The organism is Serratia sp. BIGb0234 (genome assembly GCF_024809915.1).
GTDB classification, from domain to species: domain Bacteria; phylum Pseudomonadota; class Gammaproteobacteria; order Enterobacterales; family Enterobacteriaceae; genus Serratia; species Serratia liquefaciens.
Map to the genome: position 1 here is coordinate 225,594 of NZ_JANUEI010000006.1, position 15,373 is coordinate 240,966.

The following is a 15,373-nucleotide window of genomic DNA, read 5'->3' on the forward strand; positions in this document are numbered from 1 at the left end:
ATAATGAAAAAACTTTTATCCATGTTGGGCCTGAGTACGGTAACCATGGTTCCTTCTTTGGCCCTGGCCGCTCCGGCGGTCGCAGACAAGGCCGACAACGCCTTCATGATGATTTGCACCGCTTTGGTGCTGTTCATGACCTTGCCGGGTGTCGCTCTGTTTTACGGTGGTTTGCTGCGCTCCAAAAACGTGCTCTCCATGCTGACCCAGGTCACCGTCACCTTCGCATTGGTGTGTGTTCTGTGGGTGCTTTATGGCTACAGTCTGGCGTTCAGCGAAGGTAATGCTTTCTTCGGTGGTTTCCAGACGGCGATGCTGAAAGGCATTGGCATTGACAGCGTCACCGGGACCTTTAGCCAGATGATCCACGTAGCGTTCCAGTGTTCATTCGCTTGTATCACCGTCGCGCTGGTGGTAGGGGGCTTTGCCGAGCGTATCCGCTTCTCGGCGGTAGTGATTTTCGCCGCTATCTGGTTCACCATTTCCTACCTGCCGATTGCCCACATGGTGTGGGGCGGTGGCTTCCTGGCCGCTGATGGCGCGTTGGACTTTGCCGGCGGCACCGTGGTGCATATCAATGCGGCAAGTGCCGGCCTGGTGGGCGCTTATCTGCTCGGCAAGCGTGCTGGTTTCGGTAAGGAAGCTTTCAAACCGCATAACCTGCCGATGGTATTTACCGGCGCTTCTATCCTGTATATCGGCTGGTTCGGCTTTAACGCCGGTTCTGCCAGCGCGGCTAACGGCATTGCGGCCCTGGCTTTCCTGAACACCGTAGTGGCAACCGCAGGCGCTATTCTTTCCTGGACTTTTGCCGAGTGGATTGTGCGCGGTAAACCTTCTCTGCTGGGGGCCTGTTCCGGCTGTATCGCCGGGCTGGTTGCCATCACGCCTGCTGCGGGTACCGTAGGGGTTGGCGGGGCGTTGATTATCGGCCTGGTCGGTGGCATTGCCGGTCTGTGGGGCGTGGTCACGCTGAAGAAATGGCTGAAAGTGGACGATACCTGCGATGTGTTCGGTGTACATGGCGTATGCGGCATCGTCGGCTGCTTGCTGACCGGCGTGTTCACCTCCGCCTCGCTGGGCGGAACCGGGTACGCAGAAGGCGTTACCATGGGACATCAGGTATGGATCCAACTGTTGAGCGTGGTGATCACGCTGGTATGGTCTGGAGTGGCCGCCTTCATTGCCTTCAAAGTGGCAGGTGCTATCGTCGGGCTGCGCGTACCGGAAGAGCAGGAGCGCGAAGGTCTGGACGTCAACAGCCATGGTGAGAGTGCCTATAACCAATAAGCCTTGAAGAAGGGCAGTGCGCTAAATAACTCGAAAAATAATGATGATGCAGAAAGGGCGATGGAGACATCGCCCTTTTTCTTTTTTAACGATATTCCCCCTTTTTAAGTAATGCACTGTTTTTATTGACCTTATATTAATTGCATTATCAAGTGCTTTTTCTATAATGGCCTTGGTTTGTACTGTTTGTTTTATTTGTTTGTATTAATACGTATTAAGTGGGAGATAACGATGAAAGGAATAGTGAATTCTGTTTACCTAGGAAAAGTGGTTCCTTTCACTCGTCCTGACAGCTTTACCGGCATATTCAAAAAAGAGGTTAATCATCTGGTTTCAGTAGGGTATGAAGGCATTGAGGGTGATGAGATCGGCGACCTGAAGGTACATGGCGGGCCCGAAAAAGCGGTACACGTTTATCCATTGGAACATTATAAAAAGTGGAAGGCAGAATTTCCCGACTGTCCCTTTTTCGAGAATGCCGGCGCATTTGGCGAGAATTTTAGCACTATCGGTTTGGATGAAAGCCAGGTCTTTGTCGGCGACATTTTTAGCATAGGGACGGCAGTAGTGGAGGTTTCACAAGGTCGATTACCCTGTTGGAAGTTAAATGACAGATTCGACATTCCCTATTTTTCGGAAATGCTACAAATTAACTACCGCACCGGTTGGTATTTCAGGGTGATTCAGCAGGGAAATGTCGGTTTGGGCGATGAAATTACCTTGATTAACAGGACCAATGATAAATGGAGTTTGCAGGAGATAATGAAAGTTATTTTTACCAAATCTCTTGATGAAGAAACCCTGACCAGTATGTTGGAATTACCCTTGGTTGCCTCTTGGCGGAAATTGTTTATGAAAAGATTGCTCACTGGGGCTGTTGAAGATTGGTCGCCAAGATTGCATGGAAAAAAGGATTAAAATGAAAGGGTACGTTGATTTTTTATCGCTGCTACGTACAAACCTATTCAAAATTGGGAAGCGGATGAGTGAAGCCAGTTTTTTTAACGCTCACTATATTTTTATTTTTATCCTGTGCAAGGCAAAGTCAATCGATCTGTCACGTTACCAGAAGAAGAACATCAAGGACTACAGCAGCTTCCAGGATTTTTTTTGCAGAGAGCTCAGCGAAGAAATAAAGAATAAAATCAATTTATTGAATTCAACGGAGCTTTGTATGCCTTGTGATGGGCGTATGGGGGCCCATGGCGAGACAAAAGAGAATACGTTACTGCAAGCCAAGGGGGTTGAGTATTCCATCTTTAGGCTGTTTGGTTTTAATAATGAAATGACGCAGGGCTACAATGGCGGCCGTTTTGCGAATATATACCTGGCGCCGGAGGATTATCACAGGGTACATATGCCGTTCGACGGTTTCTTGATTAATACTATTTATTGTCCCGGAGATTTTAAATCGGTCAGGGAGAAGAATGTAAAAAATAATAAAGAATTATATGTGGGTAATGAACGACTGATTTGTGAGTTTATGACGGAGCATGGCAGGATGTCCGTTATTTTTGTAGGCGAATTTATGGTGGGGGGGATAGTCACGGCTTGGGGAGGAAAGGTCAACTATAACCGGCTCTACACCCATGAGTCTTTTTATAATGATTGTTTGTTTTACAAGAAGGGCGAGGAGATAGGCTATTTCACTATGGGGTCAACAGTCATAGTTCTGTTTGATTCCTGCTGGGATCTCGATTTCAGTAGTGTAAATCAAGGGGATAGGGTTGAGTTTTCTGATGCTTTTGTCACCGTGATGAAAAAGTAAGCGTTAACTCTTCGCCGAACGATGAGGAAGTATTTTCATTTGAATAGGGAGTCAGAGCATGGCGAATACACATCACATGGGCAATCCCGCGTTATTGCCAGACGACCTGCCATGCCCGGTGGATGACGGTGCGGCCGATCACCTGGTCGGTATGCCGATGCCGGCCCTGCGTTTTCACTCAACGTTTGGTGAGAGGGTAGACTTGTCTATCTTGCCGGGGCGAACGGTTGTTTATGCCTATCCGAGGACCGGCGAGCCCCACGGCAATCTGCCGGCAGGTTGGGACGCTATCCCCGGAGCCCGTGGCTGCACAGCGCAAACTTTATCTTTTCAGGCCGAAAAGGAGGTGTTTACCACCTTCGGGATCAGGATCTTTGGGTTGAGCACGCAAACCACGGATTATCAGAGAGAGCTGTCTGACCGCCTCAGGCTGACTTTCCCCATCTTGAGCGATGCTGAGTTTGCATTGGTCGACGCCTTGCGTTTACCCACGATGAACGTGGAAGGCATGCGGCTGATTAAGCGTTTAACGCTGATCATCAGGGATGGCACGATTGAACATGTGTTCTATCCTGTTTTCCCCGCGAACAGAGCGGCCGCTGAGGTCATCGGGTGGCTGAAAGACCATCCGGATTTGGCACCGGGAACCCTTGACTGAGCAGGAGCCCCGCCCATTTGTGAAGGCACAAAGCAAAAATGCCAGCCAACCTGACTGGCAATTCCATTGAAGGGTGAATTGCTTAGGCTTCGCGCTGGCGGATGACGCCTTCCTGCACCGTAGTGGCAACCAGAACGCCGTCACGGGTATAAAATTGCCCGCGCACAAATCCACGGGCACCGGAAGCGGAGGTGCTTTCGACCACGTACAACAACCAGTCATCCATGCGGAAAGGGCGGTGGAACCACATTGAGTGGTCAATTGTCGCCACCTGCATGCCCGGCTCCAGGAAGCCTACGCCATGAGGCTGCAACGCCGTCGGCAGGAAGTTAAAATCTGACGCGTAACCCAGTAAATATTGGTGGATGCGCTGATCGTCCGGCATGGTGCCGTTGGCGCGGAACCAAACGTAGCGGTGCGGCTCTTCCACGCTGCCCTTCAGTGGGTTGTGGAATTTGACCGGGCGCATTTCGATCGGCTTCTGGCCGATAAACTTTTCACGCACTTTATCCGGCAGCATGTGCGACAACTTTTGGGCAATGTCCGATTCGGACATCAGTCCTTCCGGCGGCGGCACATCCGGCATGGTGTTCTGATGTTCAAACCCTTCTTCCGGGCTTTGGAAAGAGGCGGTCATATAGAAAATCGGCTTGCCATGTTGAATGGCGCTGACGCGACGGGCGCTAAAACTGTTACCGTCGCGCAGGATTTCCACGTCGTAGATAATCGGCTTGCTGCTGTCGCCTGGACGCAGAAAATAGCTGTGGAACGAGTGTACGCTTCGCTCTGCCGGAACCGTCTGTTTGGCGGCATAAAGTGCCTGACCAACCACCTGACCGCCAAATACCTGACGTAGCCCCAGATCTTCGCTTTGGCCGCGGAACAACCCTTCTTCGATTTTCTCCAGATCCAGCAGATCAAGGAGGTTTTGCAGTGCCTGGCTCATAAAGTTACTACCCTTATAATAATCATTTTGCTCAGTGTGCGGAATATCACGGTAAGACGTCAATATATTGCGTTATGGCACAGAGAAAATTGGCTGAATACTGAACATTATTAGGGGGGTAAGTGATTAATAGGCAGTGTTAAATGGATTTTTCAGTGTTTTGTGCTAACTTTAATGAGTGGGGTGGTGGAAGCCACCAACGTGTTGATAATAAAAAAGGAGACCGATCCATGAAACTCTGGCAAATCGTAGGTGGAGCTGCAGCATTAACCCTCACTCTGGCTGGCTGTGCCCAGAAGAGTGGCAATGTGCCTACTCCAACGGCGGGAAGCGCGGCGATTGCACAAACGCAGATTCAGGGCCCGGCGGTGACTGGTTCGGTTAACATTCGCCAGCGCATTGCGCTGCCGCCGGATGCGATACTGACCGTCACGCTCTCTGATGCTTCACTGGCGGACGCTCCGTCTAAAGTGATCGCCCAGCGTGCGGTACGTACCGACGGCAAGCAGGCGCCGTTTAATTTTGTATTGCCGTTCAACCCGGCTGATATTCAGCCTAATGCGCGTATTATCCTGAGCGCGGCAATCACGGTTAATGGGCAGCTGATCTTTATTACCGACACAATCCAGGAAGTGGTGAACCGTAACGGCACCCGTGCCGACCTGCTGCTGGTTCCGGTGCAAGGCATTCCGGTTCAGGCAACGCCAACGGCGATGCCGTAATCCGGTAGTCCTGAAGCAGTAAGCTATTAACAGCCTTTGCGCTCCGGCCAAAGGCTGTTTTTTTATCACCAGCGCCAGCCGTAAACCAACAGATCCACCGTGCTGTGGGCGCCAAAAACGATCCCTTCCCCAAGCAATGCCTGACGTTGGCGTTGGAAGTCCTCGCCCTGCTGCGAAATCTGCCCGTGCCGGTTAATCACCCGATGCCAGGGCAGGCTGCTGCCTTCCGGTAGGCGACGCAATACGCCGCCCACCTGACGTGCCGCACGTGGTGAACCGGCCAGACGCGCTACCTCACCGTAGGTCGTCACTTTGCCATAAGGAATGGCGGCCACGATGTGAAACACCCGCTGGCTGAATGAGGCGTCTTCTGATTCCATTTCTGTGTTCCTGCTGCGGCGAAATCTCAAGATCAAAGTGTGCCACAGCCGAGGTGGGTAAGAAAACAGCGGTTGGCCCCGGTTGGCTTGCTATTTGGCTGGCCATCACCGATAATGCCCACCGCTTCGCAGTACCAGAAGCCGTCAATGGGGGCCCTGTTGGTTCTCCCGCAACACTAACTTGTGAACTCGGTCAGATCCGGAAGGAAGCAGCCGCAGCAGGTGACGTGTGTGCCGGGATGTAGCTGGCAGGGCCTCCACCAATTTCAGCGCCGTATCATTCTTTCACTACTCTCTCGTATTTACTATCGCCGTAAAAATCTCGCTGCAGGAAAACTGCCGGCGCCGATTGCTCGCCAGCAATTCACCTCAGTGCTTCACCAGCGTAGCGAAATAGTACGCCAGCGGGATAGCCAACAGGTAAAGCCCGACCGGGACTTCACGCCATTTGCCGGCAATCACCTTGATGATGATGTAAAACAGCAGCCCACCTGCGATACCGGTGCCGAAGCTGTTGGCAATCAGCGTGATCATTACCATCATCAGCACCGGCAGGCCGTCGGTAAAGTTGGCCAAATCGACTTTGCGCAATCCACTGAACATATTCAGGCCGATCAGGATCAATGCCGGTGCGGTAGCCTCTTTCGGGATCATCAGGGCAATGGGGGTAAACAGCAGCATCAGCAAGAACATGATGGCTGCCGCCAGCGCCGTTAATCCAGTCTTGCCACCGGCTTCGGCAGCGGCTGACGATTCGATCAGCGCCGTGGCGGCTGGAATGCCGACCCAGGGCCCGAGAGCCGCTGCGATCGAGTCCACCATAAACGGCCGGTTGATGTGCGGCATGTTGCCGTGCTCGTCCAGTAACCCGGCTTCACCGCCGACGGCGAGCGTGGTGCCCATGGTGGAGAAAAACTCCGAGGCGAAAAAGACAAACAGGTAAGGCAGGAAGGCGATATTCAGTGCACCAATCATATCGACGTGGCCGAGCACAGGGGCCAATGAGTGTGGCATTGCCATCAGACTGGCTGGAAGGTGCGTGACGCCGAATGGAATACCCACCAGAGTTGCGACCAGGATCGCCCACAAAATCGCGCCCGGGATACGTCGAGCCTGCAGGCCAATGGCCAGAAACAGACCGCACAGGGCGATCAACGCACCGGGTGCCGTGAAGTCACCCAGCATCAGCGCATTGGATTTGGCATTGGCCAGTACCAGCCCGGCGTTACGGAACCCCAGCACCGCAACAAATAATCCGATAGAGGCGGTTAGCCCCAGCTTGATGGACTGCGGTACCGAGCGGGTAACCACCTCGCGCAGCCCAAGACGAGTCAGGGCAAAAAACAAAATGCCGGACCAGCAGGCGATACCCAGCCCAATCTGCCAACCTATGCCTTCGCTGCCCGCCAACGTCACGCCGACCAACACCGAACCGCCGATCCCTGGGCCAACGATAAACGGCAGATTACCGTAAAACGCCATAAGCAAGCTGCCGATCACAAACACCAGAATGGTGCCGGTGGTCACCGCGCCCTTATCCATGCCGCCGATGGCCAGCAATCCGGGGATTACCACCAACAAATAGGCCGCAGCCAGAAAACCGGTGATACCGGCCAGGCATTCGGTTTTGACATTGCTTTGCCGCGCATGCAGTTGAAAACGCCGTTGCAGCCAGCCCCCTGGTGTTGGAGCATTTACTGAATTCTCAGCCATATAGACAATCTCCGTTGCTACCCGTCGTATTTCAAGCCGCAGCGTTGTTGGCAACACTCACTTACCCCAGTAACTTACTTGAGTAAGCGCCTGAGGATGAGTGAGCGTGCCTGTCTAGCTGCAACTAGAAATCCATAGGGTATATATTGTTATTATGATTATTTTTACGCCGGGGTTTCCCAGCAGGCGATCAGTGGTTCGACAATTTGGCGCGTGGTGCCGTCGGTCAGGCCGAGATCGGTCAGGTGCGGCCCGGCGTTACACGCCAGACAGGTGCCCTCGATTGCCTTGAAAACCCGGTAGGGCGGTTCCCAATCGGCGATTTGTGCGCTCAGATCGCGCAGTTTTTTAAATTGTTGTGCCAGTTCCGCGGCAGGCAAATCTGAAAGCATGCCGGCAATCGGCATCGCCACCTGAGCCAGAATTTCCCCGTTTTGACTTAGGGCCATGCCGCCACCGCAGGCGATCAGGGCATTGGCCGCCAGCGCCATATCGGTTGCGTTACGGCCCAGAACCACCAGATTATGCGAGTCGTGTGAGTAGCTGGTGGCGATGGCACCGCGCAGTTCCCCCCAGCCTTCCAACAGTGCCAGTTGCGGGGTAGCCTGATGGCGACCATGGCGATGTTTCACCCAGATCAGGCTAAAGCCATCCGGTATCTGCACTTCGCCGTCGCGAACCTCGACGGTGGTTTCGTTCCACTGGGTAAAACGCGCGCCTTTAATGTGGCGCAGGGTGGCTTTACCGTGGCGGATCGCCGGGACTTTCAATATGAAATCTGCGGGAGTCAGTGGCGGGAGCCGCAGCGTATCGCGCGGCACCGTCACTTTCGGGTTTGCACTGAGCGGTGTCAGCATTTTTCCGTTCTGCGCCAGCAGCTTTCCTGCGACGTAGACCTGCCGCGCACTCAGTTGAGTGAGCGAATCAAAGACCACCAGATCGGCAATGCGGCCCGCGGCAATCAAGCCCAGATCGTTGCGTTGCAGGCGAATAGCGGCGTTAAGCGTCGCCATCCTCAATACGTCGGTTCCCGACATCCCCTGTTCGATCAGCATATTGAGTAACGCCACAATTCCGCCTTTTTGCAGCAGCATATCCGGCGGCACATCGTCGGTGCAGACGGTGACCTGCGAGGACAGGTGTGGCAACGTTTTTAGTGCCGCAACGATCTCGGGTAGCAGGTAAGGGTGAGATCCTCTGATCTCCAGCGTCAGTCCGGCGCGTAGTTTCTCCAGCGCATCGGCACCGGAGGTCAGCTCATGGTCGGACGTCACGCCCGCGGCCAGATAGGCCTGAAGCTGAGCGCCGCTTAGCCCACGTGCGTGACCTTCGATCAACTTGCCGCTGTTCAGCCCGGCGTTGAGGATATCCAGCATGCGTTCGCTGCCGTTCAGTACGCCGTGCATGTCCATCACCTCGGCAACCCCGCCGACTTCCGGCCAGGCCAACATGGTTTCCATTTCATGGCCGCCGAAATCAGCGCCGGACATTTCCAAACCTGGAGTGGAAGGGACGCTTGACGGTGCCGCACAGATCACCCTGAGCGGCAGACCACGGCTGGCGTCGACCGCGTAACGCACACCCTCAACGCCGAGCACGTTGGCCAGTTCGTGTGGATCCCAGAAAATGGTAGTGGTGCCTTGGGCAACGACGATTTCGGCGTATTTTTCCGGCGGCAGGTGCGAGCTTTCAACGTGTACGTGGGTGTCGATCAGGCCGGGGCTCAGATATGCGCCGGCCAAGTCTTGCGTTTGAAGGGCTTCGGTCATACTGCCACAGGGATGAACGCTGGCAATCAGTGCGCCGACGATGCCGACATCAGCGTTACGGATTTCACCGGTGGCCATATCGACCAGCGCAGCGTTTGTCAGCAGCAAATCAAAAGGAAGTTGGCCTAATGCGGCCTTCACCGCGCGTTGGCGTTCGCCCGCGCTGGTGTAATGAGTGGTCATGGTAATTACCCGGCATGATGACAGGGTTGTTACTCTAGGGGGGCGGGCAGGCTTTGCACAGATGATTTAATTTATTGCCTGATAAGAAACGTTTATGCTGTCGCAAACGTTTACTTGGTTGGCGAATGGAAACCTGACATGTCTGAACCCTGGCGCCGCTTGCCCGCGCTGTCTCTGAAGCAGATTCAATATTTCGTTACTCTGGCGCGGCTACGGCATTTTACCGATACCGCGAACCGTTTGGCGATCAGCCAACCGGCACTGAGTAGCGCGCTGCGACAGATAGAGTTGGTGCTGGGTGGAAAATTGGTGAATCGCACGGCTTCCGCGGTGACGTTGACCGAACAGGGGGCGGCAATTCTGCCGCATGCCGAGCGGCTGCTGAATGTGGCGCAGGCGTCCTTTGACGATATGCAGCGCATTATGTTGGCGGGGGGAGATGGGACCTTGCGCATCGGGTTGGTACCTTCGGTCAGCCGGCTGTTGTTTCCGGCCGTGCCACAGCTGCTGGCGGCGAACTTTCCACGGCTGAGGGTAGAATTTCACGATCAAACTAATGATTCTCTGCTGCTGCAATTAGAGAACGGCATGATTGATTTTGGTATTGGGGCGCTCGATAGTTCTGTGCCGGAGTCGTTGGAGATATATCCGCTGCAGGAAGATCCCTTTGTGGTGGTTATGCGCCGTGATGACCCTTTGGCTGAATCACATCATCTGCCGTGGCGGCAATTAGCCCGGCGTGATATTGCGGTTTTTTCCAAGGGAAATATCAGCCGGCTGGTACTGGCATTGGCAGAAAGCCACCGTCTGAATTTAATCGCACGCTACCAGGTCGATTTTCTGGAGACGTTATACGGATTGGTACGTTCGGAATTAGCGGTCGCTATTTTACCTCAGCTTTACACCACCCATTTGAAAGACGATGAATTAACCGTGGTTCAACTGCAGCAACCGATGCTTAGCCGTACCGTGGCATTAATGCGCAGTGCACACAGAAATCACCCGGCATTAATTGAGGATTGTTTCCAATTGTTATTACAGGATTTTCAACGGCGGATGAAAGTGCAGTAAGTCAATGAGATAAATACGAGAATTTGCCTGACATTGAGGCCGATAGTCTATCGGCTCAACGCATCTCGAGCCTTGATTAACGTACGAACTTCCAAACGGCCGTTGGGATTTTATCGTAGAGCTTATTCATGGTGAGCTCAGCCAGACGGTGGTCAGCTGCAGAGTAAAACAGCTCCAATTCGTCATCCGAAAGCTCATACTTATTTTTTTCAATAACGCGTTCAAGGGTGTCAATAGTGGTGCATTTACGTAAACGCATCAGATAATCAGTTTTAGTCATGATAACCTTTGGTGTTATAAACCGTAGAATAGAATAATTTAGGGATAATTATCCCCTAAGATTTCATTGTCGTACAGATGCCCTCTCCTGAGAACATTCTGAATAATCGCGCCTTGGTTTTTTGCCAGCGACGCAGATCGGAATCATTGATACCGTAACTGCTGAACAGCGTGTAGGTATCATCGAGATATTCCTCGACTAACTCCGATAAATCACTTTCGTCCATGTATTTAATTTTATAACTCATCACAAACGAAGCAATATGTTCAATCAACTCATTAAGCTGGAGGTTGACGGAAGACGTTGGGTCGTTCACCCAGCCGTGGTGGCTGTCGCCCAGCGTGGCTATGCCTTCATCATACAAATTTTCGCACAAGAATTTCAGCTGAGCAATATCGTGCCTTTTAGGCGAATACTCATCCATATCATCCCCTCCGTAAGTCTTAATTTCGGTGTTGATAACACTCTGTGAGTAAGCTGATTTACATCATGGACAGAGGTAGCTTAATGACGGTGATAAAATAAACTTCCTATATAATGAATATAAATCATTTCTCCACGTCTGGCCTGCTGTTATTACGTAAACTTACAATTCATCTGCAGTAGATGGACGGGAGTTATCAATGATGTCAAAGCACAAGCTCGATTCAGTCACGCTAAAAATCACGCTTTCGTTGATGTATTCCTCGGCGTTGATATCCAGACAGGCGTTGAAAATTGTCCATTTATAGCGGTAACTCATTGAATACTCGTGGTCGCTCAATTTATGAATATCAAGTATTTCTAATGAACCTTCACTATACCGTGCGTTTTCTGAATAAAAACTCAAGCCGCTGGTCAATGCCGGCACCAACTCTGACATTCTATCGTTAATCACTTTCTTTAGTTTTTTAACAGAAAGTGCTTCTATCATTGTGCTGTAGCTAAGAGTTACCTGCATTTAATGCCTGACCGTATAGCGATCCTATCTATTAATCTTACTCCTTTTTCATCCATACGTCGGTAAACTTTTCGTTAACCAGATGCTTTTTTACAGTAACTCAACGTTGTTTACCGGTTAATAACCCTGACGTTTCTCAGTATATCCCTGAAAGAGTTCCGCTGGTGTTCCAAAAATGGCGCTGGTCAACGCTAGTATCACTTTATTGTTACGTTCGGTTGCATTAATCACTGAGAGGGTACTTGAGTCACAGAAGTGATTGTGATGTTATATTGTAACAATAAATTCTCTCTCGTTTGGCCATGAAACTGACATCCACACCACAAGATGGCGATCTGCCGTCATTGAACTCGCTGTTCACCGCTTCCGCAGGCCTGCGCTGCGGTATTGCCGCTTTGCTGCTCGGCTTACTCTGGTTGGGCATCCATTGGGCGGTAGTGTTGCCATGATAACGCTACAAAAAGCCGTCATCGGCTATGGCGGAACGCCGTTGTTTCCCCCACTTAGCGGGCATTTCGCCGTGGGATCGCTGACCGCCGTGGTTGGTGTTAACGGCGCAGGTAAGTCTACGTTGCTGAAAACACTGGCTGGGCTTTTACCGCTGCAGGGCGGGAACTTACGTTTTAGCGGCAACAAATTACCGCGTATGGCGTATTTACCCCAACAGGCGGAACTGGATCGCCAGTTTCCGATCCTGGTGAGCGATCTGGTGGCGATGGGGAGCTGGCCGACCAGTGGGATGTTCGGTGGGTTGAATAAGCACGCGAAGCGGCAGATTAGCGAGGCGCTGGACAGGGTAAACATGACCGCTATGGCGAGCACTCCCGTCGGCGAGTTATCCGGTGGCCAACTTCAGCGGGTGTTGTTTGCCCGATTATTGGTGCAGCAGGCACCGCTTATTTTATTGGATGAACCCTTTACCGGCATCGATAGTTCCACCGTTCAGTTATTGCTTCAGGTGATCGCAGGTTTGCATCAACAACGAAAAACGGTAATTGCCGTATTGCACGATATGTCGATGGTGGCGAATCACTTCCCACAGGCGCTGTTGCTGACCGCAGAGTGTTGCCACTGGGGTAAAGCCGACAGCGTGTTGGAACATATTCCTGCGTTAAATATTGCCAGCGCTCCGCTGTGCAGCAGAGGAGGGCGCAGTGATGTTGCTTGAGACATTAATTGATCCCTTTGCTTCCTTCGGTTTTATGCGGCGTGCGCTGGTGGCCTGCTTTGCCTTGTCGATCAGCGCCGCACCTTTGGGCGTTTTTTTACTGCTACGGCGCATGAGCCTGGTGGGTGATGCACTGTCGCATGCGGTGCTGCCAGGTGCCGCGATAGGGTATTTGATTTCCGGTATGTCGCTGGTGGCGATGGGCGTGGGGGGATTTATCGCCGGGCTCGCCGTGGCCATGCTGTCCGGGCTTGTCAGTCGTCGAACGCCGTTGAAAGAGGATGCCAGTTTTGCCGGTTTCTATCTGGGATCCCTGGCGCTGGGAGTCACACTTGTCTCCTTGCGTGGCTCTAGTGTCGACTTGCTGCACGTGCTGTTCGGCTCGATCCTTGCCGTGGATACGCACGCCATTTTCATGGTCGGGGCGATAGCCAGTTTTTCACTTTTGTCGCTGGCGGCGTTGTATCGCGCTCTGGTGATTGAGTCTTTCGACGCGACCTTTTTACGCGTTAGCGCCCCGCGCTGGTTAGCACTGATCCACGGGTTATTTTTAGCGCTGGTCGTGATCAATTTGGTGGCCGGTTTCCAAATCCTCGGCACCTTGATGTCGGTAGGGCTAATGATGCTGCCTGCCGCCAGCGCACGTTTTTGGGCCCGTAATCTGCCACATACGTTGGCGGTGGCGATGGGCATCGGCATGCTATCGAGTTTGATCGGCCTGGAGTGGTCGTATTACGCCTCGTTGCCTGCCGGCCCGGCTATTGTGCTCAGTGCCAGCGTGATCTTTTTTGGGTCGATTCTGTTTGGGACGCGTGGGGGGATCTTTTCCCTGGCGCGCCGTTGAGAAGTGTCATGTGCAAGGAGAAAGTATGAAACGTTTACCTATTACGCTGGCAGTCGCTGCTCTGCTGTCCAGCCCGTTGGCGATGGCGAAAACCGTAGATGCCGTTGCCAGTTTTTCCATCCTGGGCGATATCGTCAAGCAGGTAGGGGGGGAGCACGTTAAGGTCACCACCTTGGTGGGGCCGGACGGCGATCCGCACAGCTTTGAGCCTTCGCCTAAGGACAGCAAGGTGCTGTCACAGGCCGACGTGGTGTTCGTCAGTGGTTTAGGCCTGGAAGGTTGGATCGATCGGCTGGTTAGCGCCTCGGGGTATAAAGGGCAGGTCATTACCGCATCGCAGGGAATAAATTCGCGCCAGATGGAAGACGATGGCAAAGAGATCACCGATCCTCATGCCTGGAACAGCATGAAAAATGGTGTGCAGTACGCCACAAACGTGATGAACGCGCTGATTGCCGCCGATCCTGAAGACGCCAATTATTTCCGCCAGCGCGGCGCAGAGTATATCCAACAGTTGCAAAAGCTGGATTTGTGGGCCAAAACGCAGTTTGCCGCAGTACCGCAGCAAAAGCGTAAGGTGCTGACCAGCCACGATGCTTTTGGCTACTTTGGGCAAGAATATGGCGTCACCTTCCTTGCCCCGGTCGGTTTCTCTACCGAAGCAGAGGCCAGCGCCAGCGACGTGGCCGGTTTGATCAAGCAGATCAAACAGGAAAAGGTGACCGCCTACTTTATTGAAAACCAGACCGACCCGCGCCTGGTGAAGCAGATTGCTGCGGCGACCGGGGCAAAAGCCGGTGGTGAGCTATATCCTGAGGCGTTATCCCAACCGCAGGGGCCGGCAGCGAACTACGTGCAGGCATTCAAACACAATGTCGATACCTTACTGAGCAGTATGAAATAAACCCTCATGTCCCCGTTATGATGGCGGGGACACTGATGACACTTCGGCTTTCTCCATAAAAAAAGCCCCGTTGAGCAGCAACGGGGCTTTGCGACAGATGACACTACGGAAGTTAACGCTTTTTCTTACGTCCCTGTACCGCTTTAAAACGCGGGTTGGTTTTACAGATCACATAGATGCGACCTTTGCGGCGCACGACTTTGCAATCCGGATGGCGATTCTTCGCCGAACGCAATGAACTCAAAACCTGCATGTTGATTCCCTTTTACTTCTTGCCAAGAAAACGGCCAAAACGCTGCTGGAAACGTGCAGTGCTGCCCTCTTTGGAGAACTCCTTCTGCTTGCCGGTGTAGTAAGGATGCGAAGCGGAAGAGACGTCGATAGTGACATACGGCCAGTTTTCACCGTCCAACTCAATAGTGCGATCGGTGTTAATGGTCGATCCCACCTTAAAGTAGGCATTGGCACTCAGGTCGTGGAATACCACGGTACGATAATTTGGATGGATACCTGCTTTCATGATGCACTCTCATGTAATGTTATACTATAACAATAATTATGCGCTGCACGGCAGAGCGGATCAAGTACAAAATGCATCCGCAGCGAAATTAATGAGAGTGATTTGCATTAAGCAGATGAAGCTGACTAGTCCTGATATAGGTTGACACTTTTCAGCCGGATAACGCCCGATGAACCTCATCGGGCGTTTTATATTTTAGCGACAGGTGCGGCCGCCG

At 52.6% G+C, this 15,373-nt stretch carries 19 protein-coding genes and 1 other RNA gene; 11 read left to right on the forward strand and 9 right to left on the reverse strand.

The window, feature by feature from the left end; genetic code table 11:
* The first annotated feature begins 3 nt into the window (after positions 1-3).
* The 4 genes from amtB (at position 4) to M2407_RS20810 (ending at position 3,716) form a co-directional block, all read left to right on the forward strand.
* Positions 4-1,290 (forward strand): ammonium transporter AmtB, encoded by a 1,287-nt coding sequence (gene amtB / locus M2407_RS20795; protein WP_020825504.1) that lies wholly within the window; start codon positions 4-6, stop codon positions 1,288-1,290.
* Between the two features lie 231 nt (positions 1,291-1,521).
* Positions 1,522-2,208 carry an MOSC domain-containing protein gene (locus M2407_RS20800; protein ID WP_130016234.1) on the forward strand — a complete coding sequence of 229 codons (687 nt, stop codon included), beginning with the start codon at positions 1,522-1,524 and terminating at the stop codon, positions 2,206-2,208.
* A gap of 64 nt (positions 2,209-2,272) precedes the next feature.
* Positions 2,273-3,058, forward strand: coding sequence for an archaetidylserine decarboxylase (gene asd / locus M2407_RS20805; protein WP_259219441.1), 786 nt, complete (start codon positions 2,273-2,275; stop codon positions 3,056-3,058).
* A gap of 58 nt (positions 3,059-3,116) precedes the next feature.
* On the forward strand, positions 3,117-3,716 hold the full coding sequence (locus M2407_RS20810; RefSeq protein WP_236591376.1) for a peroxiredoxin: 600 nt from the start codon (positions 3,117-3,119) through the stop codon (positions 3,714-3,716).
* Between the two features lie 82 nt (positions 3,717-3,798).
* Here M2407_RS20810 and tesB read toward each other — a convergent pair whose 3' ends face one another.
* On the reverse strand, positions 3,799-4,662 hold the full coding sequence (gene tesB / locus M2407_RS20815; protein ID WP_020825508.1) for an acyl-CoA thioesterase II: 864 nt from the start codon (positions 4,660-4,662) through the stop codon (positions 3,799-3,801).
* Positions 4,663-4,892: 230 nt separating this feature from the next.
* Here tesB and M2407_RS20820 point away from each other — a divergent pair, with 230 nt between their 5' ends.
* Positions 4,893-5,384, forward strand: a complete 492-nt coding sequence (locus tag M2407_RS20820) for a YbaY family lipoprotein (protein ID WP_020825509.1) — start codon at positions 4,893-4,895, stop codon at positions 5,382-5,384.
* A 65-nt stretch (positions 5,385-5,449) separates the two neighbouring features.
* On the opposite strand, the gene M2407_RS20825 is transcribed toward M2407_RS20820, so the two are convergent.
* The gene (locus tag M2407_RS20825; RefSeq protein WP_020825510.1) at positions 5,450-5,764 is read right to left on the reverse strand and encodes an MGMT family protein; all 315 of its coding nucleotides are present in this window, start codon (positions 5,762-5,764) and stop codon (positions 5,450-5,452) included.
* 157 nt (positions 5,765-5,921) lie between these two features.
* Between M2407_RS20825 and ffs the strand changes: the two genes are divergently transcribed.
* Positions 5,922-6,018: signal recognition particle sRNA small type (gene ffs, locus M2407_RS20830), an RNA gene on the forward strand.
* A 115-nt stretch (positions 6,019-6,133) separates the two neighbouring features.
* Here the strand turns inward: ffs and M2407_RS20835 are convergent.
* Positions 6,134-7,477 (reverse strand): NCS2 family permease, encoded by a 1,344-nt coding sequence (locus M2407_RS20835; RefSeq protein ID WP_116691057.1) that lies wholly within the window; start codon positions 7,475-7,477, stop codon positions 6,134-6,136.
* Between the two features lie 164 nt (positions 7,478-7,641).
* Entirely contained in the window at positions 7,642-9,429 is a 1,788-nt protein-coding gene (locus M2407_RS20840; RefSeq protein WP_128864428.1) for an adenine deaminase, read from the reverse strand.
* Positions 9,430-9,567: 138 nt separating this feature from the next.
* Between M2407_RS20840 and M2407_RS20845 the strand changes: the two genes are divergently transcribed.
* Positions 9,568-10,500 (forward strand): LysR family transcriptional regulator, encoded by a 933-nt coding sequence (locus M2407_RS20845; protein ID WP_020825513.1) that lies wholly within the window; start codon positions 9,568-9,570, stop codon positions 10,498-10,500.
* Positions 10,501-10,576: 76 nt separating this feature from the next.
* Here M2407_RS20845 and M2407_RS20850 read toward each other — a convergent pair whose 3' ends face one another.
* From M2407_RS20850 to M2407_RS20860, 3 genes are all read right to left on the reverse strand, one after another.
* The gene (locus M2407_RS20850; RefSeq protein WP_020825514.1) at positions 10,577-10,780 is read right to left on the reverse strand and encodes an HHA domain-containing protein; all 204 of its coding nucleotides are present in this window, start codon (positions 10,778-10,780) and stop codon (positions 10,577-10,579) included.
* A gap of 55 nt (positions 10,781-10,835) precedes the next feature.
* Positions 10,836-11,204: an Hha toxicity modulator TomB gene (gene tomB / locus M2407_RS20855; RefSeq protein ID WP_020825515.1), complete on the reverse strand. Its 369-nt coding sequence runs from the start codon at positions 11,202-11,204 to the stop codon at positions 10,836-10,838.
* 162 nt (positions 11,205-11,366) lie between these two features.
* Positions 11,367-11,720: a hypothetical protein gene (locus tag M2407_RS20860; RefSeq protein ID WP_232807758.1), complete on the reverse strand. Its 354-nt coding sequence runs from the start codon at positions 11,718-11,720 to the stop codon at positions 11,367-11,369.
* Positions 11,721-12,022: 302 nt separating this feature from the next.
* On the opposite strand from M2407_RS20860, the gene M2407_RS20865 reads away from it, so the two are divergent.
* From M2407_RS20865 to M2407_RS20880, 4 genes are read left to right on the forward strand one after another with little or no spacing between them, the layout of a single operon-like run.
* Positions 12,023-12,169 carry a hypothetical protein gene (locus tag M2407_RS20865; protein ID WP_259219465.1) on the forward strand — a complete coding sequence of 49 codons (147 nt, stop codon included), beginning with the start codon at positions 12,023-12,025 and terminating at the stop codon, positions 12,167-12,169.
* Positions 12,166-12,888, forward strand: coding sequence for a metal ABC transporter ATP-binding protein (locus M2407_RS20870; RefSeq protein ID WP_259219466.1), 723 nt, complete (start codon positions 12,166-12,168; stop codon positions 12,886-12,888). The genes M2407_RS20865 and M2407_RS20870 overlap by 4 nt, the downstream gene beginning before the upstream one ends.
* Positions 12,875-13,732, forward strand: a complete 858-nt coding sequence (locus M2407_RS20875; protein WP_041414279.1) for a metal ABC transporter permease — start codon at positions 12,875-12,877, stop codon at positions 13,730-13,732. Before M2407_RS20870 ends, M2407_RS20875 begins: the two co-directional genes overlap by 14 nt.
* A gap of 25 nt (positions 13,733-13,757) precedes the next feature.
* Positions 13,758-14,636, forward strand: coding sequence for a metal ABC transporter substrate-binding protein (locus tag M2407_RS20880; RefSeq protein WP_020825520.1), 879 nt, complete (start codon positions 13,758-13,760; stop codon positions 14,634-14,636).
* 112 nt (positions 14,637-14,748) lie between these two features.
* On the opposite strand, the gene ykgO is transcribed toward M2407_RS20880, so the two are convergent.
* Entirely contained in the window at positions 14,749-14,889 is a 141-nt protein-coding gene (gene ykgO / locus M2407_RS20885) for a type B 50S ribosomal protein L36 (protein WP_012005563.1), read from the reverse strand.
* Positions 14,890-14,901: 12 nt separating this feature from the next.
* Complete coding sequence (locus M2407_RS20890) at positions 14,902-15,156, reverse strand: type B 50S ribosomal protein L31 (protein ID WP_020825521.1); 255 nt, start codon at positions 15,154-15,156, stop codon at positions 14,902-14,904.
* Positions 15,157-15,373 lie beyond the last annotated feature (217 nt).